The organism is Cytophaga sp. FL35 (genome assembly GCF_014349235.1).
Taxonomy (GTDB): domain Bacteria; phylum Bacteroidota; class Bacteroidia; order Flavobacteriales; family Flavobacteriaceae; genus Euzebyella.
Map to the genome: position 1 here is coordinate 26,712 of NZ_JACSOH010000002.1, position 24,242 is coordinate 50,953.

The following is a 24,242-nucleotide window of genomic DNA, read 5'->3' on the forward strand; positions in this document are numbered from 1 at the left end:
TAAAAGCTCTTATTCTTCCCTCAAAGCATCTATTGGTTTAATACTTACGGCTCTTTGTGCCGGTATGAGTCCAATAAGGGTTCCTAACACCACCATAATTACCAATGCTCCTAAGACATAGGGAATAGGCACGGTAGGATTGGTGTACGGAAAGTCTATATCTTGAGTAAAACTATTGATCATGGCCAAGACAGCGGCTCCTAGGATAATTCCCATGATTCCGGCAATTACGGTAAGAAAAACTGATTCCAAAACTATTTGGTTTCTTACTTCGGCCGGAGTGGCCCCCAAGGCTCTCCTAACTCCTAATTCCTTGGTGCGTTCCTTAACCGAAATCAAAAGAATATTCCCAATACCGATGACTCCCGCCAAAATGGTAGCAATACCAACTATTAGGGACAAAAAGGTAATTCCGTTAGCAAAGCCTACAATTTTATTAAACTGCTCCCCTAGGTTAAATGAACCAAAGGCCCGATCATCATCTGGGTGTACCTTATGGGTATTTTTCAAAAGGTTCATTATATTTTCCTCTACCTTAACCACATCTGCATCATCAAAAGCCGCAATGGAAAACCAACCTACATTTTCTCCGGTGTTGTAGAGTTTCCTAAAGGTCGTAAAGGGTATAAAAATATCACCATCCCCTCCAAAGCCACCGCTTTGATCGAACTTGTGTACGCCTACCACCTGAAAATACACATCGTCTATTTTAATATAGCCGCCAATGGTTTCTTCATCCTCCTCAAACAATTCCTTTTCTGCCCTCTCCCCAATTACTGCCACTTTTCTAGCTTGGGCAATATCCTCATCATTGATAAAGCGGCCCCCATCATAGATTTTTTTGGGTGCAATCTTCACAAAAGAAGGAAAATCACCAAACAAGGGATAACTTCCCGTTTTGTTGTTCCTTCCAATACTAGGCGGGGTAGAGCCAAAAAATCCTCTTACGTTTCTAGGGGCTATAAACTCCACCTCTGGTATCCTGTTCTCGATGATGTCCGCATCGCTAAGCTTTAATTGCATTTGTCTACCAGTTTTGTAGCCTTCATAGGGCATACTGGTATTTTGGGCCCAAACGAACATGCTATTTTTAGCTATGACCTCGAACATACTTTCAAAGCCGTTATCCATGCCTTTTGCAGCACCGGACAAGGCGATATAAATAAATATCCCCCATAAAACCCCAACCACGGTAATCACCGTTCTCACCTTATTTTTGCTAATAGAGCCAAAAATCTCTTGCCAAGTATTTCTATCAAGTATAAATCTCATATTACTCGTCTCTTAAGGCCACAATAGGTTTTATATTGGCTGCTCGTTTAGCCGGAACATAACCTGCAATTCCACCAAAAATTATTAGGATAATCGTAGCTATGACCGCCATGGGCATATCTATATAAGGGTTGGTAATAAAAAAATCCTCAAGACGTTCACCCATAGAACTAAGGATACCTACCCCTATAAGCATCCCTATAAAACCAGATACCGTGGTAATAAATACGGATTCCAGTAAAATAGTTCCAATCACGGACTTTGGCGTAGCCCCCAATGCCTTACGGATACCCAATTCTTTGGTACGTTCCTTGACCACAAAAACCATGATATTACTAATTCCTATGATACCAGCGATTATGGTTCCAAAGGCCACAAAGCCCACTATTATCTGAAGTACCCTTGCAAACTGTTGGTTTTGCTTTAATTGATCAGCAACATTTCTTATAAAAATACCGTTGCGATCTTGCGGATTTATGTATTTTTTCTCCCTAATGAACTTGTCCAAACTCTTTTCAAAGGCCATAGCCCCAGCGTAACCGATGGAGGGTTTAAAACCAATGACCATGGCGTCTATCTTATCGGTATTTTTTTCAATTAGCTGCCTAGTGGTATAGGGTATAAATATGTTTCTTTCTTCGTTATCTCCCCCATCGTCTTGAAAAACACCTACGACCTTAAATGAACTACCACCAACATCTATGTATTTACCAATGGAATTTTTGGCCCCAAATAAATCTTCCTCGACCAACCTACCAATAACCGCGTTTTTGGTTTTGTTATTGATATCGCTTACATTCAAATAGCGGCCTTTCATCATAATGGTCATCTCGCTAAACTGATGTGCGGGCCCTACCGCCCAAGTGGCGTAACTATTGCTTTCATTTTGGTAGCTTACCGTATCCTGTCTTGTGATTCTTGGGCTTATGTACTCCAAGAATAATGGAAAATTCTTTTCAATATCCTCTAAATCACTATTATCAAATTCAATGGACCGGTTGGCCTTGTATCCTTTATAGGGCATAGTGGTTCTTCCTCTAAAAACCATGAAGACGTTGGTGGCCTCATTGGAAAAAAATTGATTGAACGTATTGATCAATCCGTTACCAAAGCCGAATAGAACAACAAAAATGAGGATACCTAGGGCTACGGTAAAACCGGATAAAAATGTACGGAGCTTATTCTTTTGAATAGTCTCAAAAATCTCTTTCCAAATATCCCTACTAAACATATTGTGAGGCCCTAACCTGATCTACTGTTTTATCTTCCACTATAACACCATCCTTGAGGTGAACAATTCTCTTGCACATGTGGGCAATGTCCTCCTCATGGGTAACCACCAAGATGGTATTACCTTGATCGTTTATATTCTGAATGAGGTCCATAACCTCATACGATGTTTTACTATCCAAAGCCCCTGTAGGTTCATCTGCCAACAGAACTTTTGGCTCTGCCGCCATGGCCCTGGCAATGGCCACACGTTGTTTTTGACCACCGGAGAGTTCATTGGGCAAGTGGTGCGCCCACTCCTTTAAACCTACTTGTGATAAATATTTTATTGCTTTCTCTTCGCGTTGCTTTCTAGGTACTTTTTGATAATATAGGGGGAGTGCCACATTTTCCATGGCACTCTTATAATTGATCAAATTAAAAGACTGAAATATAAAGCCAAGAAATTTATTTCGGTATTTAGCAGCCTTGGTTTCATTCAGGTTTTTAATGGGAACTCCATCCAACGTGTATTCCCCGGAATCTGCCTCATCTAGCATACCTAGGATATTTAACAAGGTAGACTTTCCAGACCCAGAGGACCCCATAATGGCCACAAGTTCTCCCTCCTTAATACTAAAATTCAATCCCTTTAAAACATGAAGGGAATTGGATCCCATCTTATAGGATTTGTGAAGATTATTTATTTCAATCATTATTGGTTTTGTTTGTAGTTAGTTGTCTACAGGTAACTTAGCCATTGGACACTCAAGTTGTTGATTTGTTACGGAATAATGTCAAAATATTCTGTTAAATAATGAATTTTACATGTTTTCATCCGAAACGATGGCGTTCCAAACCTTTATTTTATCGGCTTCGGAAATCCCAGATTTCACCTCAACGAAAATTCCATCACTAATTCCTAAATCTATGTCCTTCCGGGTAAAATTTTGTTCTCCGTTGGCTATTTCCACATAGGGCTTTTTGGTTTCATCATCATACTGTACCAATGCTTCCTTAATGGCCAATACATTATCTGCTTTGGCTAGGATTACCGATGCGTTGGCACTCAAACCGGCCCTAATAAAAACCGAATCCTGCTTGTTGAGCGTTCCCTTGATTTCAAATTGTACCGCACCATTCTCCTCCTTACCTTTTGGAGCGATATAATCCAAGACCGCATCAAAAATCTTACCCTCAAGAGCACCTACCGTAATTTCCAAAGGTAAATCCTCCTTTATTTTTCCTACTTCAGATTCGTCTACCTTGCCCTCAAATATCATTTTATCCACATCTGCAATAGCAGCAATTGTGGTTCCTTCATTAAAGTTGTTGCTTTCGATCACTTGGTTGCCCACCTCTACTGGAACCTCCAAGATCATTCCACTCACGGTGGCCTTTATATCCGTATTGGCTGCATTTCCATAGCCTTTGGCCGTACCCGTTTTTACTATTTCATAACGCTTATTGGCAGCTGCATACGTCTGCTTTGCTTGATCATAAGTTACTTGTGCCCTTTCCAAATCTACTTGGGATATAACACCTTTAGCAAACAAGGACTTCTGCCTTTCAAGGTTTCGAAGTTGGTCGTCCAAATTTATTTTGGATTCATCAATGGTGTTTCTCGCATCATTTAGAGCGCTAAGGTTGGGTACCACTTTAATTCTACAGATCAGGTCACCGGATTTTACATAGTCGCCTCCCTCTACAAAAATCTCTTCTATTACTCCTGATATATTGGGTTTGATGAGCACCTCTTCTAGGGGCAGGATACTTCCTGTTGCCACCGTTTTCTTAACAATGGTCTTTGTTGAGGCCTGTTCGGTTTCATAGGTCACAGGATCTTCTGCATTCTTTTGGTACAGATAATACATGGCACCACCAAAGGTGACTACAATGAGCAGAAGAATTATTCTGGTTACTATCTTTTTCATACGGGTTGATGTTTATTTTTTGATTACTATTTAAAGTCTATAAATTGCTATTCTGTTCTCAATGCCTCAATAGGCTTTACTTTTATGGCGCTTTGGGCGGGAATAAAACCGGCTAGAAGCCCGGAAACAATCAAAATAAGAAGGGCCGCAATTACTACTCCCAAACTCACACTTGGGTTGGCGAACATATCTACCGGACCGTTCATATCCAATAAGGCATTGATCAGATAAATGACCAAAGCGCCAAACGAAATACCGGCCATGCCAGAAATAATGGTCAAAAAAATGGATTCCATTAAAATCTGAATTTTTATGGACCAGGGGTCCTCCCCCAAAGCGCGACGGATACCAATTTCCTTGGTCCTTTCCTTCACCACAATAAGCATGATATTACTAACCCCTATGACTCCGGATAGTAGAACTAGGATTCCAACAAAGTAAGCTACAAATCGTAGCGCCCCAAAGAGGCTCTGGACCCTATTGAACTGTTCGTACAAATCAAAATGCCCAACAGCCCGTTGATCTTCTGGATGCACCTTGTGGTTTTCCTTCACCACATCCATTATTTGATTTTTTATACTGGTTATAGAAGTGCCATCCTTGGCCGTAATAGCCATCCACCCTACATCGTTCCCTCTATTGAAGGCTTGCGAAAAAGAGGTAAAGGGTACAAATATCTGTTTCTGTCCCTCTTCACCATCACCACCATTACTCTTCTTTTTGTAGACACCTACTACCATAAAGTTGACGCCCTGAATCTTTATATAAGTTCCTAAAACATCTTCGTCCTTGTCATAAAGTCCTGTTTTTACACCATCTCCAATGACCGCTATTTTGCGTTTTTCCTCTATATCACTATAATTCAAAAACCTACCCTGTGTAATGCTCATGGGATCTTGCTTAATAATTTCCGGATAGTCCCCATAGACATTAAAAGCGCCCGTCCTAAGACCCCTGACCACGTTATTGGCATCACCAAAACCGCCCAATTGATTACGGGGCGAAATAAAGCGTAGGTTGGGCACCTGTTCCTTGATGGAAGATACATCCTCGGTCTTGAAGAGAAAACTTCGACCTTTTGGCAATCCTTTATGGGCTTTGGTAGTAGCCCTAGACCACATGAACATTGTGTTGGTAGCTATATCTCCAAAATCCTTCATGATTCCATTCTCCAAACCCTTTCCGGCAGATAAGAGTACTATGAGAATAAAAATGCCCCAAAAAACCCCAAAAGCGGTCAAAACGGTTCTAAACCAGTTACTGGTAAGCACCTCTAAAATTTCTTTCCAACGGTCCTTATTGAACATGGTCAATATTATTTAATGGATTGAATCTATTCATCTCTCAAAGCATCTATGGTATGAATATTGGCTGCCCTCCATGCAGGAAAAAATCCAGCAACGGCACCGGCAAAAACCAGAACAAATACAGTGGAAAGGGCCACATTGAAATTTACAGATGGATTTACCACATAGTCCACCTCAATGTTAGGACCCAGAAGTTCCAACAACCCCATACTCAAAATGAGGCCAACAAAACCCGAAATGGCCGTAATAAAAATAGACTCGTGAAGTATCATCCCTACAATGGACCAAGGTTTGGCACCCAACGCCTTTCTTATTCCAATTTCCTTGGTACGCTCCCTTACTACAATAAGCATGATGTTGCTCACCCCAACGACTCCAGCAATAATGGTACAAACTCCCACAAACCAAAAAAACAGTTTAATGTTATCGGTTAGGCTGTAAAACCGTTTGGCTTCTTCAAGGGCGCTCCACACATGAATGGCATTGGTATCATCCGGGGCAACTGTGTGCGCCTGTTGAAGGTTACTTAATAGCTGACTTTTGAATTTAATGGAATTGGCAACAGCGTCGTCAAAATTTTCCGCCATGGGAAGTGTAAACGCCAAATTGTTGACTTTATCACCTCCATTAAAAACTTTTTGAGCCGTTGTTATGGGAATAAAAATGCGCTCCTCCTCCCTATCCTCCGTCTCTTTAAAAGTACCCACAATCTTAAAGGGGATTCCGGAAATATCAATAAACTCGCCAATAGGGGTGTCCACCTCATTAAAAACATCATGGGCAATTTTATTACCGATCACCGCAATTTTAGCGGTATTGATTTCATCTTGATAATTTATAAATCTACCGCTGGACATTTTAGCATTCTCAATTTCCTGAAATTGATAAGAAACTCCTTGAACACCATACACCAAAGCCTCATTGCCATAATTGACTGAAATGTTCCGAACAAAAATTCTGGGAGATTTTAAATCGATCTGCTCTGCCAAAAGCTCTGAAGAAAAGTTATAGTCCGAATTACGAAGCTGAATATTTCTACCAGGATTAAGGCCTTTGTATTCCTTTGTAGTTGTACCCGGCCAAACCCAAACGCTCGTAGCGGCGTCTTGCGCAAATTCTTGGGCGATGCCATTTTTAAAACCTTGGCCAAATCCTAGAAGAATTACAAGAATAAAAATACCAGAGGCCACGGAAAGTCCCGTGAGAAAGGTACGCAACTTATTTTTTCGGATGGTATCAAGGATTTCCTGCCACCTTTCGATGTCTAACATGTGATTGATTGATTTATTGATTGATGAGCTCGATTATAGCAATCGTGCATTTATAAGACTACCTTAAAATCTTATTGTTACACCAATAAACCAAAATAAATGTTAAATAATTAAGACTGCTTGGTACGCATTTTCCTATAAATAAAGTAGAAAAGACCAGCTACCAAAACATAGGGAATGGCCATAAGATATACTATACCGTTATTGACGCCTTCTGCCACATCTGTATTCCCATTACTTTCCAAAACGGCCCTGCACATGGCACACTGCGCCCCTACCATATCCGGAAGAACCAAAAGTAGTAAAATGAAACCTATATGCACAATTTTTCGCAAACCCATTATGCAATTGGATAGTAAGGAGATATCATTAAATACACAATTACCCCTGTTACAGCAACATATAACCAAAGGGGAAAGGTAAACTGAGCCCATTTTCTATGCCTTTCATACTTACCTAAATACCCAAAAGAGTACGTTTTAAGAACCAATGGAATAATAACAATGGAAAGAATTATATGGGAAATAAGGACAAAATAGTAAACATATTTCATGGTCCCCGTTCCCCCATAAACCGTTGATTCCGATGTCATGTGATAGGCAATGTACATCACCAAAAAAGCGAGTGACAAAGCAATACAGATATTAATAAGTAATTGATGCAGCTTTTTGTTATTTCTTAAAATAGCCAAGACCGCCATACACAACGCCAGGGCGGTAATACCATTTACGGTAGCATATATGGGCGGCAAAAATCCCAATCGTTCTACATTAGGCAGTTTAACACCAAATAAAAGTGCGACCACTACAGGTACAATAACAGAAACTATAGTTATAAGTTTGTTGAACCTTTTTTCTTTTGCTGATACCACTTCACTCATTATTCTGCCAATAATTTTTTAATGTCCTGCTCTAAAATAGAAATCTGCTCCTTTTCCCCGTGGTCGTTCTCTCCTTGTTCTTGAGTAATGGCACCCCGATAATATATAATAGGATTACCAAATTGATCCACCCTAGAACGTAAATATCCCTTTTTATCCACTAGAGCAAAAAGACCTGAATGTTCAAAGCCTCCAGGAGCATCTGGCATTTCAGCCGCGAAAATATTGAAGCCTGAATTGGCAAGCTCATAGATATCCTCTTTGTTCCCTGTCATTAAATGCCAATCCAAGGAAGTAATTCCTTTTTTCTCAGCATACGTTTTTAGTACCGTGGGTGTATCAAATTGGGGTGTAATGGAGAAAGAAGCAATCCCAAAATCTTCTCCCTCAAATTCATTTTGAAGATAAACGAGGTTTTCGGTCATAACAGGACAAATGGAGGGGCAACTGGTAAAGAAAAATTCTACTACAAACACTTTGCCCTTATAATCTTTATCCGTGATAAGAAGACTGTCTTGATTAATTAGCTGAAAGGAAGGTACTCTGCGCTTTTTCCCATCCTTTAGGACATAGGCCAATTGCGCTGAATTATCCTTTACATTCATCCTATCGTTCTCCACCACGTCTCCCTCCTTAATCCGGTTAACGATTTTAGGAATGAAAATAATCCCGAAAACCAGAACAATTAAGGAAACCCAAACATATGTGTACTTATTTTTCTTCAACCTAACTGCTATTTATCTATCCGCATTATTCTTTTTGAGTGCCAAGCGATACTCTGCCAAAATGATTTTCACGTCATCTTCCATCTTATTGTTCAATTCTGAAACCCTATTGGTGTCATAACCAAACTTGATACCTTCGTCCTCATCATCTTCCCTACCCCTAAGCTTTAAGTCCTTATCTATAATAAATACATAGGAAGTTCCTAAATCATTGTCTAATTGATAACCTGTCTTTAAAGAAGAGAAATAGGTGCCAATATCACCTTTAGGTAAAAAGACAAAGTTCCATTTAGAGGTATCCCCTAAATGTCCGAGTTCACTTTTTAGATTTTGGACAGCCTTTTCTTGCCCTTTTGGCACCACCATTACGAACTGAAAATCCTTGAACTCGTGAAAGCGTTTGTATATTTTCTGATTAAGGTTAAATGCGTTGCCCTGTCTATCAACAACATTAGTACCCATGAAGCCCATTATGGTGATTTTATCTTTTAAACTAACCTCTCCATAAGAGGATATATCAGCCACATTTTCCGTAAGAACGGGTAATTTACCAAAGTTATTTACCCCTGAAGCAAAAAATAGATAGGCTACAATTGGAAGAACAAATAATGTAAAAAGAACTGCCGTTTTTTTCATCAGCAAAGTGAGTTTCAACTCTAAAAGTTAGCGAATACAAAAATAAAAAAGACGGTTGTGAAACCGTCTTAGTATGCTGTTAATTTATGATAAATTAAGAACTTAGAAGTTCCACTTAATAAATCCTTCTTTGTATACATTGTAGACATAATCCGCCTCGAACAATAAGATAAATACCAAATAGGAAACCAAGAATATAGGTGTCCAAACAATTGCCCTTCTTAAAGCGGTCTTTTCATCGCGTAGGTGCATAAAATCCCAAGCAATGTAATACGCCTTCACCAAGGTTAAAATGATAAAGATCCAGTTCAACAACTTCATTCCCAAAAAATAGGAATGTGTTAGTACACGAGGCTTATAGATACCCAAAACAACCTCAATTGCCGTTACGATGGACAAGAAAATCAAAACACCCCAAATTTTTTGGGTATTGTTCTTAAATTTTAAAAGGCCTCTAAAAATTTCTAGTTTATGTGCGTGTGCCATTATTTTATGCTATTTCTTAATTCCGATACCGGATAAATGTTAAACCAAGTAGAAAAATGTAAATACGAATACCCAAACAAGGTCTACAAAGTGCCAGTAGAGCCCTACCTTTTCTACCATCTCATAGTGCCCTCTACGCTCGTAAGTACCCAATATCACATTAAAGAAAATGATAATATTGATAACAACCCCTGAGAATACGTGAAATCCATGAAATCCTGTAATAAAGAAGAAAAAGTCTGCAAACAAACGGCTTCCATATTCATTTCTTACTAGATTGGCACCTTCTACGACGATGGTTCCATCCTTTATTTTTTCAAGAGACTCTTCTCTGGTCAGCAATGTTTTTTCCCCTACCTTCTCGCCTTCTTGATGAATTGCTTCCGTACGTATCAAAATACTTGGATTGGCCAAAAAGCCTTCCTTAACTTCATCAATGGAGAAACTTGGCATATAACCCTCTTCATAGTACCAAATTCCATTTTTACGTTCATGAGCCTCGCGTTCGCTTGGAAGTATTTTGGCAAACTCGGATAAAGCGGCCCTCTCACCAGTTTCCGCATTCACGAACTGTAGTATTCTACCACCTTTTGTCTCTACAGCTCCAAAATCACCTTTAATAAATGTTGCCCATTCCCATGCCTGAGAGCCCACGAAAATAGCACCCCCAATAATGGTAAGGAACATATACCAAATCACTGCATTCTGCTTCATTTTATGACCCGCATCTACCGCCAATACCATAGTTACGGAAGACATAATCAATATAAAAGTCATAAAGGCCACATAGATCATGGGGTAATTACCATGAAAGAAAGGAACGTGGGTAAAAACCTCGTCCGCAATGGGCCATGTTTCTATAAATTTAAACCTTGAAAAGCCGTAAGCGGCCAAAAAACCAGAAAAGGTCAATGCATCTGAAACGATGAAAAACCACATCATCATCTTTCCATAGCTTGCGCCAAGTGGCTTATTTCCACCTCCCCAGACATTTTCTGAAGCAGCACCAGTAGTTACTGTAGATTCCATTTATTATAAAGTATGGTTAAAATTTGCACAAATTTATAGTTTTCTTAGGTGAAACGAAAGCCGTTTGATAAGGAAAACCGACATATTTTTAAATTATTATCCAACGTAATACATGAAGCCGATTAAATACAGCCATAAAATATCCAAAAAGTGCCAGAAAGTAGCACCCAAGGACAAGCCCAAATATTCCTGTGAAGAATATTTGCCTTTCATTTGTCTATAGATCACAAACAGTAGGGAGATAATGCCCGCTACTACATGAACGATATGCACTGCGGCAATCAGGAATATATAGGACATTTTTATATTACTTGTTGGTCCCGTAAAATAATAGCCTTCTGCCACCATCTGGGAAAAGCCATTAAATTGCATAATAATAAAGATGATGCCTAAACCCAAAGTGGCCCATAACCAACTGGAGGTTAATTTTTGCTGATTCTCCATAATGGCTTTTTTAGCCAGGATATAGGTAAAACTGCTAAGCACGATCACAGCCGTACTTATAAAAAAGGATGATGGAAGTTTAAGTTCCGCCACCCAATCTTCCCTAGCGCTACTAACAATATACGCACTGGTCCAACCTGCAAAACCCATAATCAGACTCACTATACCAAACCAGAGCATCATTTTTTTTGCCCTATCGTTCTTCTCCTTAATCGTTCCTTGAGTTAAATCCATCAGCTTAAATAAACTTATCTATTACGTAAACAATCTGCATTAAAGTAATATAACTTACACTTGCCAACATCAGCTTGCGAGCGGTTACATTATCCCTTTTCTCATATAGTTTAAATGCAAAAACTAGCATAACCATACCCATTGCGAATATGACAACCGCTGCTGGGATGGAAAGTTCCAACCTTCCCGTAATACCGAAGACAGGTATAATGGAAATAAGCAACATCCAAATGGTATACATGATTATTTGCAAGGCTGTACCCTTATCCTTTTTTCCAGTGGGAAGCATTTTAAAACTACCCTGCTCGTAATCATCATGTAGCATCCAACCCAAGGCCCAAAAATGGGGGAATTGCCAAAAGAACTGAATCATAAACAAGGTTCCCGGTTCTATACCAAACTCATTGGTAGCTGCCACCCAGCCAAGCATAAAAGGAATAGCCCCAGGAAAGGCACCTACAAATACCGATAACGGTGTAATTGTCTTTAAAGGGGTGTAAACACTGGTATAAAGAAATATGGAAATGGCCCCGAACATAGCCGTTTTTGGATTTAGAAAATACAGGGAGACCACCCCTAAAAGGGTAAGGGTAACCGCTATGAACATCGCAAATCTAACGGACATCCTACCTGCAGGTATCGGTCTATTTTTGGTACGCTTCATAAGCGCATCCAAATCCTTCTCTATAACCTGATTGTACGCATTGGAGGCACCAACCATGCAATAGCCGCCAAAAGCAAGCAACAAAAGCGAAGAAATTTCAATTTGGTGGGCTCCTAACAAATAACCGGCCAATGACGAAAAGACCACGCTAATTGCCAATCTAGCCTTGGTAATTTCCTTAAAATCGGCAATCGATAATATCATCGAGGGAGTTGTAGCCGTATTTACAGCTGTTTTCATTCGTCTTTTTTCGAACTGCAAAGATAACCCTCAAAGGCTTTTTTTCCAACCAAATACACATCTTTAATACTTTAGTCCCTACGTTGCAAAAAGAGCCATGGATATAAATCTTAACACAAATGGAACACAAATAAAAAGTCCACCCGAATAACGAATGGACTTTGATTTATTTTCAAACTCTAAGAGTCGCGCTTATTGAAGCTTAAAGGTAATAGGAATACTAAATGGAACCCTTACTGGCCTACCCCTTTGCTTTCCTGGAGTCATTTTAGGTAGCTTACTTATAATTCGAGCTGCCTCTTTCTCAAGGTTTTTATCCGGACCACGCATTCTTACGTTACCGATAGAACCATCCTTTTGAATGGTAAACATGACACTTACCCTACCTTGAATACCCATTTCTTGAGCAATCTCTGGATAACGGAAGTTTTTACCAATGTGTTTTTGCATCATTTTCTGAAAACAAGCCCTTTTATCAGATTCGTTCTCACAACCTGGGAATACAGGTACATCTTCAATAACGGCGAAAGGAACGTCAACGTCTTCTATTTCCTCTTCTACTTCAACGTCCTCTACTTCAATAATTTCTTCTTCTTGACTGGTTTCTGTAGACTCGATAACAGTTTCCTCAACCTCTTCCTCATCCTCTACAACCTCAATAATTTCAGGCGCTGCAGGAGGTGGTGGAGGTGGTGGGGTTTTTATCTGTTCGGTCATTGGAACTTCCTCGTCCAATTCGTCATCAACATTCATGGAAATATCGTAATCATTGGTTTCATCATACGTTTTCCATTCCAATGCACCGTACACCAATGCCATGGTAAGTGCAAGTCCTATAACAAAGTACAGGCCACTGTTACGGCCTACATCTGCTTTCGGATTCTTTTTAGGTTCCATAAGTCTCGATTTTAATGTTCGCTAAAATAATTAAATATTCCATTAAAAAGCAATTAAATTTCCCATTTTAAACGGCCATTGCCGGAAAATAGGAATTTAACGGCCATAATACCTGCCAAGGCCCCAATGCTGTTCGCAAACGCGTCCCACACATCACCTTGTCTATCAGTCGTTAATGCGTATTGTAAAACCTCAATAATTATACCAAAGGCTATGGCAAATAAAATGGATATAGAAAATGCCTTTTTCTTGTTAATGGCCCGTCCCGAAAATTCCCTTAAACAAAAAACACCTAAGAAGGATGCTACAAAGTAAAAGGTAAAGTGTACCGCTTTGTCCAAATGTGGAATATTTAGCCCGGGCGTATCTACTCCCTCAAAAGAAGATAAGCTGGAATAGGTTACAAAAACCATCCAGCTTATAAATGCAATTTTAAACTTATTTCTTTTAAGCACTAATGAGCGCTTTGTAATCTTCTGCAGACATGAGACCTTCTATTTCAGAAGTATCGCTCAGTTTAATCTTGATCATCCAACCTTCACCGTAAGGGTCTGAATTGACATTTTCAGGAGCATCCTCCAAAGATTCATTAAATTCAATGATTTCTCCACTAAGGGGAAGAAACAAATCTGAAACCGTCTTAACCGCTTCAACCGTCCCAAAAACTTCTTCTTTCTCCAAAGACTCATCCAAGGTCTCTACTTCTACATAAACAATATCCCCTAGCTCCCCTTGGGCAAAATCCGTAATGCCAACAGTGGCCACATCACCATCAATTTTTACCCATTCGTGATCTTTGGTGTACTTAAGTTCTTCTGGAATATTCATTTGCTCCTTTTTTAATTGCAACAAATGTAAAATAATCCCTAAAGGTTTTCAAAAAAATAAAGCGAACGCAGGTTTTTAGTTACCGAAATTATATCTTAAAGTAAAACCAGAGTTAATGGTGGTTTGCGGAAATGCCGTGGAGACCGCAAATTTGGAGAACGAGTGATCATAGAAGAAAAGTGCGTTCAGGTTTTTGGTCAAAGCATAATCTGCCGTAAACTTTACCGATAATAGATTTTGGCCAGAAGTAACCTGATTGTTATCTATATCCAAATTCCGAATAATAGTTATGTTGTCACGCAGCGTCATATCTGCCTTAAGGTTCAAATCTCCCTTTAAACGGGTCTTATTACCTCCAATATTGGTAACGAATTTAACATCCTTGAACCTATAACCCAAACCTACAGTATACTCGCTACCGTTGGTCTCCGTCATTAAGTTATTGTCAAAGCTTAAGGCCATTATTCTGCTTGTACGCATTTCGGCCAATACGCTTACTGAATTCTTCATTTCAAAATCCAACCGCACCAAGGGGTTGAACTCATCGTTTAAAACTACGTTGTTCAAAATTAAATCCGGCATTACATCTCCGTTCTCTGGATTGACCGGAGAGTTTCCTTCCTTAATTAACTGCACCTTTTCCAAATTGGTCTGGAAGGAATTGATACTGTAGGCAGCCCTGTAGCCATGACTCAACGAAAAACGTTGAAACTTCTTCTTGAACCACTTATTCCTCATTAGCCCTGTATATTTCAAGTTCCAGTTGGGAATAGGGATTTGACGAAAAGCATCTAGATTTACACGTTCGGCATCTTGCCCGGTATAGGCTGCAAAAAATGCCGGTAACAATACATCTTGCTGGGTCTTTCCATAACGCTGGGGAAATCCTTCCTCGTCCACATCACCTAAGGTCTCACCTCTGTCCGACACCAATCTGTTAGCGATGGTAATCCTATTTTCCTTGAATTTTTGAAAAGTTTCCGAATCAAATTCATCGCTCTTACCAAAAACGGTTCCTATCATTGACGTAGAAATACTAAAGTTGCCGTATTCATTTCCTAGAGGAAGTCGATTATCGGCCCATAGATCCACATCGTAATTTTCCTGATAACTGCTGGAATACTGTCTATCTGCAGATAGGTCAATCGTTAAATCCTTAAAAGGCTGAGCAGTTGCGGTAATATTCAATTGCTTATTTACATTCTCGATGTACTGCTCGTTAAATTCATTAAAATCGATCAACCACCCCTTACGTGCAGCATTGAAACGAACATCTGACTGGCTACCAAATACAAACCCTAAGGAAGGCCTCAAGGAACCTACAAACCCTACTGACTGAGTATATCCCGGAAGTACCTTACCGCTACTTTCATTGTAATTGACATTAAGCCTTTTTACCATGGTAACTACATCCACGAACGTATTGAAAAGCCCACTGGTTTTCTTTGGAGTTTTCTCTCCACCCTTTACAGGATTTCCAGCTTTATCCTTTCTAATAGGTGCAGCACTTGCTTTGGACTTCCCGTCTCGCTTTTTAAGCCCTATCATATCATAGAACTTTTGCATGTTGAGATTGGCAGTTAAATTATGGGTGCTCGCATTTTGCACGGTATTTACTGAAACTACGCCTGCGGCGTTTCTTTGTTCCTGAATAGCAAGGTTCAAAGCGTCTCCACCTCGTTGCCAATCAAAATTGCTGGTATAGCTATATTGGGAACTGATGAAATCCAATATTGGAATTTTTGAAAACGGAAGCTCATAATTCACTTCCAATTGTTGGGCGTGCCTGTTGGGTTGTCCTAAATCCCAAAAACCGTCCCATAGACCTAAAGTTTGGTCAATTTCGGAATTAGGGTCATTGGGGTCCTCCAGATAATTTCTCACAATGTGATTGTTGCTAGCAGACATATTCAACCTTAAGGACTTGGTTAGACTATAGTTAACCGCATATTGCCAATTGAACAGGTAATTGCGCTGCCTTAAAGTGGGCAGTTCCAACTTATCTACACCTTCTTCTACCACATCACGAAAACGTTGCTGATTGAATTGCCTATCAAAATTAGAATTGACAGAAACACTTGTAGGCAACAAGTTTAGGTTCAACTCTTTTAACCATTGCAAGTATTTACCAGTAAACAAGGAGTCATTCTTAGCAAAAGGGGCCACCTCTACCGGTTCAAAATTATGATTGTACAATAATCCCGCTACAACACTGCGATCCTCCAATGCAGCAATTTCAAAATCGCGATGATTGGTTTCGTTATAGGAATAGTTAAAAGTAAAGTTTTCAATATCATAGAAATTGGCGTCCGCTTCTTCTCCCCTATCTTTTCTAACCCCAATTAGATTGATACTTGTTCTTTTGGTATAATCTTCCGCTTGGGTCTGAATATCATCTGCCGCTTCCTCCGTTTCTGCAGCATCTATTCTGTCCTGCAGTTTTAAATCATCATAAACGGGATCGAATTCTGGAGTAATTAAGGTTTCGGATACCCCATAATTAAATGGAATTTGAATGTTCCAATCTTTGGGCAGTAACTGACCTACATTTACATTGGTTACCAAATCATAGGAAATGGCATCTTCACGGGCCCTTTCATTTGGCATTTGATCGATGGAACCAAAGCCGGAAGTACTGGTACTACCTGTAGCACTTACGTTCGCAAAATCCGCAACGTTGGCATCAATAGCCGCAATAGCAGCCCAACCGCCGTTATTGTCCAAACCGGCCAAACGAAGCTCATTGAACCAAACCTCACCACGGGCAGGGAAATTGCTGGTGTTTTTAACACCCACCATCATACTTCGAATGCTACCTAACGATGGATTACCCCTTATTCCAATTCTAAGCCTTCCCGGTGTTCTTGGAGCAAATTCGCCAACAGGCACTACCTCACCGTCCACGACCTCAAAATACCGAATCTCATTGAGGTCATCGCCGGCGATCCATACTGATTTCACTTTGTTCAAATCTGCAAGAATCACCTCCATCTCATTGTTCTCCGGCCAAATTGCTCCCTCGGAGTTAGCAGTAAACGGAGTAAATTCCAATGGAAGTTCTAATTGGTAGAAATTTTCCGAAAAATCCGTCCCTATCCTTAAGAACCCTACTAGCGGACTTTCAACATCATAAATATCGCTTTCCAATATTTTTTCAGCATGCATGAACATTTTTAGTTTTTCATACTGGCGGATGTCTATATTCAAGTTTTTGAACACCCCTCTTGAATCTTGAGATTCCAGGTTTTCGACCACCAATGAAAGTGATTGTTCGTTCTGCTGAATAATGGTGTTGTTATTGTTCAATTGCTCTCTTCTCACACCTGGCGGTAGTACATAAGGTATGGGCGTTCTATTTTCGTTTTCCTGAATATTAACGGCATTTACATCTACCGTGGTTGCATCGTCCCCAACATTTGGATCATCTGGGTCCAAACTTTTAACGTACGTACGCCAATCCCCACGAACCAAATCCATGGTAGCAAAACGAAGCAACACGTCACTATTGAAGCCTGTAAGATACATTCTCATGGTGCTGATGGAGCGAAAATCCGTAATTCCGCCAACGGCATCCGTAAAATCACTTAAGGGTATTTTGTATTGAATCCATCTTGTCCTGACAGTGCTCCCATCCGGAATTCTATTACCAGAAAGCACCAAGGAATCTCGAATATCGGTTACATAAAGGTCGTTGATATTGGTATTGGGCTTGATCGGAATGCGATACTCGTAGTAACTATTAACTGTATTCATGGTCAAATCCCTATCTACATCTTCCACGTCTGGCAAGGTAGTTGAACCACGATTATCATTTGTGACCTGCACGGGAGAGTTGCCTTGTGGGTTGTTAAAATTCAAATACCTGTTCAACACCCCACCATCTCTTTGCAAGAAATACTCATAGTTATCCAGAGCTGGATCATCACCATTTGAAGTACCATATATGGCAGCTTCATTTTGATCATCAAGCCCATCAAACCCTAAATCCTGTTGCGCCCTGGCACCTTCATTTACATCAAAGGCATAGACCAATGCCTGAGTTGCGGGTACAGGACCCCAAACGGGATCTGCCGGCTTTGTACTTCCTTCGCCATTAACGGGAAGTCCGTTTTCATACTGCTTTAAACCATCGGCTAAAATATCCTCTGAAATATTACCAAAATTCAACACCAACTCACCTGTACTGGTAGCATCACCGTCCAAATACGGGTCCATTACCCAAAACTGGACAAACTCCACATTTGCCTGCTCAAAGTTGGTACTGCTCAAAGAACGCATAATACCTCCCCATTTTTCATTGGGATTTGCCGTATCAAAGTTATCATTGGCATTATAGGGTCCTTTTTGAGTTGGATAATACGCCAAATCCAAGGTAGTCTGCTGTCTGGTCTGACCTTGGGCAATCTCCACCTTTGGAAAAACCTCATCAACAAAAATTCTACGTGTAGCATTACTAGAAAGGTCACTATCGCTCATACCCGCTGGACGCTGATTAGTATAAAAAACCGGATCGATGGTATACCACGCCAACTTTGCACGGGTAAAGCCTGTTTCCAGACCTTTTTGGGTAGGGTTATCCAAAAACTCCACTGGCACACTTGCCATGGTCCACCCCAAAGCAGACCTAATATCAATTAAGGATTGGGACCCCTCAAAATCATCTAAATAAGTAGTTGTTTCCCCCTGAAAATCGGCATTTTTAGGAGAATTGGGTTTCAGCCACGCCACTTCGCCCCTAACCGAAACATTGGAAGGAACATCTGTATCAATATTGGGAAGTTTATTGACCATGCGAGTCAAAAAGGGAACTTCTGTTGAAAAGTTTCCGTTGATACCAAAAATGGTATTGTTTACGGGCTCTACCCCAAAATTTGATTTCTGGGTCAACGGTCGTTCATTCAAATTGAGCAAGGTTGCCCCCAAAACAAAGTTTTTATTGAATTGATGTTCCACATTTACCCCGGTGAACCTTCTAGTCTGTTGGCCAAAAACAGCATTATTTTCCACAGAAATATTGATTGGAACATTGGAGGCTTCCAAACTAGGGTCCAATATTTGAACGGTACCGGCCTGGTAGTTCACGGTATAATCTATTCCTTCTTGCAATTGACGTCCACCTGCGGTTACCCGAACTGAGCCCCTTGGAACATTGAACGCCCCAATAGGAATACCGTTACTACCTTCGGATTTATACCTACCCTTTAGTAAGAATTTATTTTTTTCCGGGTCTTGTAGGGCCGCAGCCTTGGTAAGTTCATACATATCCCTAAAGACATACCTTTCTTGGTTGGGATTGTAACTATTGGCGGTATTATAATCCCCACCTCCCAGTTGCTCAAAAAGATATTCCCCAAAGGGTTCTACCTTGGTAAAAATAATCTGTCCATTTTGGGTATCTACGGTTAAACCGGAAATAAAGTCAAAGAACCCATCCCCTCCCGGCTGCACATCATTATAAGCGTTTAATCGGTCAAAATTGAAGACATTCAAAAGAATTTTATCTTGAAGTCCGTCTGGCCAAGTAGATTCATCTATTGGTGTGATATAGTTTCTGGGCGTAGGGTTGCTGTACAGAATATTCATCTTGAAGTCTTCTTGACTTAGACGAAATGCCCCTGTTGCGTAGATGTTCTTCATCATCAAATCCCAAATAGGATCTGAGACATTGGTAATATTACTCTTAAGAAGCTTCAACACCAAGGTGTTGTTATCAATAATTTGATTCCCTACCGTACCGGAAACGGTGGTAGCATCCAATCCTCCATTAGCAAACTCACCTACCTGATACACATTCCCATTATAGGTATATTGAAAGGCTACGGCCAATATTTCATCATTGCTCAAGCGTTGATTCAAAGACACGTAACCCAACTGTGTGTTAAAGGTATAGTCCCTACCCTGCTCCAATTTTCGAGCATTTTCCAAGAAGGCATAATCAAATCCTTGATTTGGCTGATAACCGGTAATATTGAATCCTTCTTCAACCGTTGCTACATCCCGAATATTATCATTCAATGCCGCACCGGCTTGTCCAATGTTAGCTGGGTTGTAATTATTGGCGTTATTACGGGGCAATTGATTAGGCTGCCCACCTGTATTCAAATTGAAAAAACCACCTGGGGCGTTACTATTTATTCTGGTTTTCCGATCTTCAGGGTTGCTGGTCAAGGGGTCATATTCCCCTAAATCCTGAATACCTACAATATTGCGCACGTTAAGAGTTTGTTGGCTTCTATTGGTTACCCAAACCTCGAGACGCGTTATTTGCACTTGACTGCGGATGTATGGGTAACTTGCCAAAGCGTCATCATAATTATCCCTGAAATACTGCGCTAAAAAGAAATGCCGGTCCTCATCGTAATCCAAAGCCGTTACGGAAAACTCACTTACCGTACCACCTCCCTGAGCTACTACCGTATTATTTTGTGATTGCTGCTGGGAAAAAACTGCGGTTACGGTTGTTTTTCCAAACTGCAACTGGGTCTTTACACCAAATAAACTTTGTGAACCCTGAATTAGGGAACTGTTCAAGGGCATAGAAATATTACCTACCTCTATAGACCTAATAATATCATCCTCTGTGGGGGTATAATCCAGTTTTACAATATTCTGAAAATCAAAAGTAGCCTCTGTATCATAATTTGCGGTGACCTGAAGTCTTTCCCCTATTTTACCCAACATACTTAGGCTAATACGTTGATCAAAATCAAAAGAGGTATTGGTCCTATTTCTTGGAGAAAGAGAGGGATTGTCATTTTTCTGCCAAATTACTCCCAAATCCATGGCAACGGAACCTTGCGGAATAACTTCTATGGTATTGCCTCCAAAAACGGATTGAAAGAAATCATTGTTTACGTAGAAATTGGGCAACAAGTTTTTTCGGGCTTCTTCGCTTCCTTCCTTTTTACCGGAATAGGCATCGGATTTTTCCTTAAAATAATCCTTAATGCCCTGTTGTTCTACCAAATTATAATATTGCTCCGGAGTAAGGATAATGGGATAGCCAATATCAAAATCACCTACCTTTTCAGAATAGATGTACATTTTTAGTTGTGGGTCGTAAACGTACTTGGATACAATGCTCTCAGGGTTCTGCATACGGAGTCTCCCCAAAGAAAACCCTGTCTTGACAGAATCTACCTGTTGCTCATCGCCCTGCTCATTTTCCGTTTCCTGTGCCCAAAGAGCACCTGAAGAAAGCAAGAAAATTGAGAATAGGAGAGTAAGCTTAAATGGTAATTTAAGAATTAGTTCGGCCCCTGTTTTCAAACTTGTTACAAATTTTTAAGCGCAAGTTTTATAATGTTCTCCACGCTAAGAGAAGGATCTTGCCCGAGCACTTTGTCCACTACCTTTTCGGCAGCTCTTCTTGCAAAGCCAAGAACCTCTAAAGCAGATAACGCTTCTTCTTTATTTGTATTGTTTGTTGGTGCGGAAACTTCACCAATATCGTAAACTTTAAGAATTTTGTCTTTAAGGTCCAGAATTACGCGTTGAGCGGTTTTAGCTCCTATCCCCTTAATAGACTGTATGGAAGCCACATCTCCATTGGCAATGGCATCCCTAATTTGTGGGGGTTCCATAGAAGATAACATAGTTCGGGCAATGCTGGAGCCAATGCCCGAAACCGATATCAGTAAACGAAATATTTCCCTTTCCGATTTCTGGGCAAAACCAAAAAGGGTATGTGCATCTTCCTTAACCTGTAAATGTGTAAAAAGTTGAATACTTTCCGAATCCGATAGATTAGAAAATGTGTGTAGCGATATATTCACAAAATAACCTACTCCACCGCATTCAATAACTACATACGTTGGAGTCTTTTCTACCAGTTTTCCTTTAAGGTGGTGAATCATATTCGCTATTCTACTTTTAGTTGGTTGCCTTTGCTTTTTTTCTCTTTTCCCTTTCTTGGGCATCTATTACGGCAACAGCCGTCATGTTCACCATTTCATCTACACTGGCACCCAATTGCAAAATGTGAACAGACTTACGCAATCCCACCATGATCGGACCAATAGAATCTGCCTTGTTTAATTCCTTTAATAGTTTGTAAGTGATATTTGCAGATTCTAGATTAGGGAAAATTAGGGTATTTACCTTTTTTCCTGCAAGCTTAGAGAATGGAAATTGGCTTTGTAGCAATTCTTTATTTAAAGCGAAATCTGTTTGAATTTCACCATCCACCACCAACTTTGGATTGCTTTCATGAAGGATACTTACCGCATCTCTCACCTTTTTTGCGTTTTGATGTGAAGAAGATCCGTAGTTTGCATAAGATAGAAGCGCCATAACCGGGTCAAAGCCAAATGTACTGGCCACATTGGCGGTGTTTAAGGCAATTTCTGCCAATTCCTCTGCATTGGGGTCTATATTAATGGAGGTATCCGCTAAAAACAAAGGCCCCATATCGGTTATCATAATATTGACCGTCGCAGCTTTTTTCACATTTGCCGCCCTACCAATAACTTCAAAAATGGGTTTCACTACAGTTGGATATGCCCGTGAATATCCTGATATCATACCATCGGCATCCCCTTCCAATACCATCATGGCACCAAAATAATTACGCTCTCGCATTTTTATCTTTGAACTGTACAATGTAGTTCCGCTACGCTTTCTACTTTCCCAAAATTTAGTCGCGTACCTAATATGCTTTTCATCAAACTCTTGGGATGTAGGGTCAAGAATGGGTATATCCGCATCAAACTCCAACTCTTTTTTAAGTTCAAGAACTACTTCCTTTTTACCCAAAAGAATGGGGTCTGCAATACCTTCTTCATAGACTATCTGTGCTGCCTTGAGCACATCTAAATGATCTGCCTCTGCAAAAACAATACGCTTTTTATTACTTTTTGCCCGGTTGTGCAGTAAGCGCACCACCTTGTTATCACTCCCTGACCTTTGTAACAGCTCTTCCTTGTACTTTTCCCAATCTTCAATGGGCTGCTGGGCCACACCACTTTCTATAGCCGCTTTTGCAACTGCTGGCGGAATCTCAGCGATTAGCCTTGGATCAAATGGCTTTGGTATTATATATTCACGATTGAAAGAAAGCCTGGTTTCCCCATATGCGATGTTTACCTGTTCCGGTACCGGCTGCTTGGCCAACTCTGCCAACGCTTTTACGGCTGCCATTTTCATCTCTTCGTTAATACCCGTAGCACGTACATCCAATGCTCCCCTAAAAATAAATGGAAAACCAAGAACGTTGTTCACCTGGTTTGGGTGGTCGGAGCGCCCCGTAGCCATTATAATATCCTTTCGGGTATCCAATGCCAAATCATAGGCAATTTCCGGGTTTGGATTTGCCATTGCAAAAACAATGGGGTTGTCTGCCATGGACAGCAACATTTCAGGAGAAACTATATCTGCTATGGACAGACCAATGAAAACGTCGGAATCCTTCATGGCCTCCTCCAGAGTTCTAATATCCTTATCGGTTGCGAATTCCAATTTGGCGGCGGACAAGTTTTCCGCATCCTTACGGATGACTCCTTTACTGTCCAACATCACAATATTCTCTGCCTTAGCGCCAAATGCCTTGTACAATTTTGTACAAGAAACGGCAGCTGCACCGGCACCGCTAATCACAATCTGCACATCTTCCATTTTCTTATCCGCCAATTCCAAGGCATTTAATAAAGCGGCTGCAGATATGATGGCAGTTCCATGCTGATCATCATGCATGACAGGAATATCTAATTCTTCCTTTAATCTTCGTTCTATCTCAAAGGCTTCTGGTGCCTTTATATCCTCCAGGTTGATTCCCCCAAAAGTGGGAGCGATATTTTTCACCGTACGAACAAACTCATCTACATCTTCCGTATCCACTTCAATATCGATCCCGTCAATATCCGCAAAAATCTTGAACAATAGGCCTTTTCCCTCCATCACCGGTTTAGAAGCCTCAGGCCCTATATTCCCGAGACCTAAAACAGCAGTACCGTTAGAAATAACGGCTACCAAATTTCCTTTGGAGGTATATTTATAAGCATTGGATTTATCCTTTTCTATCTCCAGACAAGGTTCCGCAACCCCAGGTGAATAGGCCAACGCCAAGTCTCTTTGCGTAGCGTAGGGTTTGGTTGGTACAATCTTAATTTTACCTGGCTGGGGCTTGGCGTGGTATACCAAGGCTTCCCTTCTCTGCTTTTGCTTGCTCATAGTGTTCTCCTTTGTAGAC

At 40.4% G+C, this 24,242-nt stretch carries 20 protein-coding genes; all 20 read right to left on the minus strand.

The genetic code is table 11. From position 1 onward, the window contains the following. Positions 1 to 9: 9 nt before the first annotated feature. A complete protein-coding gene (locus BIZ36_RS01380) occupies positions 10 to 1,272 on the minus strand; it encodes an ABC transporter permease (protein ID WP_187456070.1) in 1,263 nt (420 codons plus the stop codon). A 1-nt stretch (position 1,273) separates the two neighbouring features. Continuing rightward, the gene (locus BIZ36_RS01385; protein WP_187456071.1) at positions 1,274 to 2,503 is read right to left on the minus strand and encodes an ABC transporter permease; all 1,230 of its coding nucleotides are present in this window, start codon (positions 2,501 to 2,503) and stop codon (positions 1,274 to 1,276) included. After that, complete coding sequence (locus BIZ36_RS01390) at positions 2,496 to 3,197, minus strand: ABC transporter ATP-binding protein (RefSeq protein ID WP_187456072.1); 702 nt, start codon at positions 3,195 to 3,197, stop codon at positions 2,496 to 2,498. The genes BIZ36_RS01385 and BIZ36_RS01390 overlap by 8 nt, the downstream gene beginning before the upstream one ends. 108 nt (positions 3,198 to 3,305) lie before the next feature. Then, positions 3,306 to 4,415, minus strand: coding sequence for an efflux RND transporter periplasmic adaptor subunit (locus tag BIZ36_RS01395; RefSeq protein ID WP_187456073.1), 1,110 nt, complete (start codon positions 4,413 to 4,415; stop codon positions 3,306 to 3,308). Positions 4,416 to 4,462: 47 nt separating this feature from the next. Next, positions 4,463 to 5,722: an ABC transporter permease gene (locus BIZ36_RS01400; RefSeq protein ID WP_187456074.1), complete on the minus strand. Its 1,260-nt coding sequence runs from the start codon at positions 5,720 to 5,722 to the stop codon at positions 4,463 to 4,465. A gap of 26 nt (positions 5,723 to 5,748) precedes the next feature. Beyond that, positions 5,749 to 6,993, minus strand: a complete 1,245-nt coding sequence (locus BIZ36_RS01405; RefSeq protein ID WP_187456075.1) for an ABC transporter permease — start codon at positions 6,991 to 6,993, stop codon at positions 5,749 to 5,751. 110 nt (positions 6,994 to 7,103) lie between these two features. Next, complete coding sequence (locus tag BIZ36_RS01410) at positions 7,104 to 7,334, minus strand: CAMCR motif-containing small membrane protein (RefSeq protein WP_187456076.1); 231 nt, start codon at positions 7,332 to 7,334, stop codon at positions 7,104 to 7,106. Beyond that, positions 7,334 to 7,873: a DUF420 domain-containing protein gene (locus BIZ36_RS01415; protein ID WP_187456077.1), complete on the minus strand. Its 540-nt coding sequence runs from the start codon at positions 7,871 to 7,873 to the stop codon at positions 7,334 to 7,336. Before BIZ36_RS01415 ends, BIZ36_RS01410 begins: the two co-directional genes overlap by 1 nt. Continuing rightward, positions 7,873 to 8,598, minus strand: a complete 726-nt coding sequence (locus BIZ36_RS01420) for an SCO family protein (RefSeq protein ID WP_187456078.1) — start codon at positions 8,596 to 8,598, stop codon at positions 7,873 to 7,875. The genes BIZ36_RS01415 and BIZ36_RS01420 overlap by 1 nt, the downstream gene beginning before the upstream one ends. A 12-nt stretch (positions 8,599 to 8,610) precedes the next feature. Further along, positions 8,611 to 9,234, minus strand: a complete 624-nt coding sequence (locus BIZ36_RS01425) for a hypothetical protein (protein WP_187456079.1) — start codon at positions 9,232 to 9,234, stop codon at positions 8,611 to 8,613. 102 nt (positions 9,235 to 9,336) lie between these two features. Continuing rightward, positions 9,337 to 9,720 (minus strand): cytochrome C oxidase subunit IV family protein, encoded by a 384-nt coding sequence (locus BIZ36_RS01430; RefSeq protein ID WP_187456080.1) that lies wholly within the window; start codon positions 9,718 to 9,720, stop codon positions 9,337 to 9,339. A 39-nt stretch (positions 9,721 to 9,759) separates the two neighbouring features. Further along, positions 9,760 to 10,749: a cytochrome c oxidase subunit 3 gene (locus BIZ36_RS21010; RefSeq protein ID WP_187456081.1), complete on the minus strand. Its 990-nt coding sequence runs from the start codon at positions 10,747 to 10,749 to the stop codon at positions 9,760 to 9,762. Positions 10,750 to 10,845: 96 nt separating this feature from the next. Continuing rightward, positions 10,846 to 11,427: a cytochrome c oxidase subunit 3 gene (locus BIZ36_RS01440; RefSeq protein WP_187456082.1), complete on the minus strand. Its 582-nt coding sequence runs from the start codon at positions 11,425 to 11,427 to the stop codon at positions 10,846 to 10,848. Between the two features lie 4 nt (positions 11,428 to 11,431). Next, positions 11,432 to 12,331 (minus strand): heme o synthase, encoded by a 900-nt coding sequence (gene cyoE, locus BIZ36_RS01445; RefSeq protein ID WP_187456083.1) that lies wholly within the window; start codon positions 12,329 to 12,331, stop codon positions 11,432 to 11,434. A 192-nt stretch (positions 12,332 to 12,523) separates the two neighbouring features. Further along, the gene (locus BIZ36_RS01450; RefSeq protein ID WP_187456084.1) at positions 12,524 to 13,228 is read right to left on the minus strand and encodes an energy transducer TonB; all 705 of its coding nucleotides are present in this window, start codon (positions 13,226 to 13,228) and stop codon (positions 12,524 to 12,526) included. Between the two features lie 53 nt (positions 13,229 to 13,281). Further along, complete coding sequence (locus BIZ36_RS01455; RefSeq protein ID WP_187456085.1) at positions 13,282 to 13,683, minus strand: VanZ family protein; 402 nt, start codon at positions 13,681 to 13,683, stop codon at positions 13,282 to 13,284. After that, the gene (gcvH, locus tag BIZ36_RS01460) at positions 13,676 to 14,056 is read right to left on the minus strand and encodes a glycine cleavage system protein GcvH (protein ID WP_187456086.1); all 381 of its coding nucleotides are present in this window, start codon (positions 14,054 to 14,056) and stop codon (positions 13,676 to 13,678) included. The genes BIZ36_RS01455 and gcvH overlap by 8 nt, the downstream gene beginning before the upstream one ends. A gap of 75 nt (positions 14,057 to 14,131) precedes the next feature. Continuing rightward, entirely contained in the window at positions 14,132 to 21,325 is a 7,194-nt protein-coding gene (gene sov, locus BIZ36_RS01465; protein WP_187456087.1) for a T9SS outer membrane translocon Sov/SprA, read from the minus strand. 5 nt (positions 21,326 to 21,330) lie between these two features. Beyond that, a complete protein-coding gene (ruvA, locus tag BIZ36_RS01470) occupies positions 21,331 to 21,912 on the minus strand; it encodes a Holliday junction branch migration protein RuvA (RefSeq protein ID WP_187456088.1) in 582 nt (193 codons plus the stop codon). A gap of 16 nt (positions 21,913 to 21,928) precedes the next feature. After that, a complete protein-coding gene (locus tag BIZ36_RS01475) occupies positions 21,929 to 24,223 on the minus strand; it encodes an NADP-dependent malic enzyme (protein ID WP_187456089.1) in 2,295 nt (764 codons plus the stop codon). Positions 24,224 to 24,242 lie beyond the last annotated feature (19 nt).

Bases quoted from the DNA above. Each gene is read 5' to 3' on its own strand.
- BIZ36_RS01380 (WP_187456070.1), bottom strand. From the start codon at position 1,272: ATGAGATTTATACTTGATAGAAATACTTGGCAAGAGATTTTTGGCTCT.
- BIZ36_RS01385 (WP_187456071.1), bottom strand. From the start codon at position 2,503: ATGTTTAGTAGGGATATTTGGAAAGAGATTTTTGAGACTATTCAAAAG.
- BIZ36_RS01390 (WP_187456072.1), bottom strand. From the start codon at position 3,197: ATGATTGAAATAAATAATCTTCACAAATCCTATAAGATGGGATCCAAT.
- BIZ36_RS01395 (WP_187456073.1), bottom strand. From the start codon at position 4,415: ATGAAAAAGATAGTAACCAGAATAATTCTTCTGCTCATTGTAGTCACC.
- BIZ36_RS01400 (WP_187456074.1), bottom strand. From the start codon at position 5,722: ATGTTCAATAAGGACCGTTGGAAAGAAATTTTAGAGGTGCTTACCAGT.
- BIZ36_RS01405 (WP_187456075.1), bottom strand. From the start codon at position 6,993: ATGTTAGACATCGAAAGGTGGCAGGAAATCCTTGATACCATCCGAAAA.
- BIZ36_RS01410 (WP_187456076.1), bottom strand. From the start codon at position 7,334: ATGGGTTTGCGAAAAATTGTGCATATAGGTTTCATTTTACTACTTTTG.
- BIZ36_RS01415 (WP_187456077.1), bottom strand. From the start codon at position 7,873: ATGAGTGAAGTGGTATCAGCAAAAGAAAAAAGGTTCAACAAACTTATA.
- BIZ36_RS01425 (WP_187456079.1), bottom strand. From the start codon at position 9,234: ATGAAAAAAACGGCAGTTCTTTTTACATTATTTGTTCTTCCAATTGTA.
- BIZ36_RS01430 (WP_187456080.1), bottom strand. From the start codon at position 9,720: ATGGCACACGCACATAAACTAGAAATTTTTAGAGGCCTTTTAAAATTT.
- BIZ36_RS21010 (WP_187456081.1), bottom strand. From the start codon at position 10,749: ATGGAATCTACAGTAACTACTGGTGCTGCTTCAGAAAATGTCTGGGGA.
- BIZ36_RS01440 (WP_187456082.1), bottom strand. From the start codon at position 11,427: ATGGATTTAACTCAAGGAACGATTAAGGAGAAGAACGATAGGGCAAAA.
- cyoE (WP_187456083.1), bottom strand. From the start codon at position 12,331: ATGAAAACAGCTGTAAATACGGCTACAACTCCCTCGATGATATTATCG.
- BIZ36_RS01450 (WP_187456084.1), bottom strand. From the start codon at position 13,228: ATGGAACCTAAAAAGAATCCGAAAGCAGATGTAGGCCGTAACAGTGGC.
- gcvH (WP_187456086.1), bottom strand. From the start codon at position 14,056: ATGAATATTCCAGAAGAACTTAAGTACACCAAAGATCACGAATGGGTA.
- ruvA (WP_187456088.1), bottom strand. From the start codon at position 21,912: ATGATTCACCACCTTAAAGGAAAACTGGTAGAAAAGACTCCAACGTAT.
- BIZ36_RS01475 (WP_187456089.1), bottom strand. From the start codon at position 24,223: ATGAGCAAGCAAAAGCAGAGAAGGGAAGCCTTGGTATACCACGCCAAG.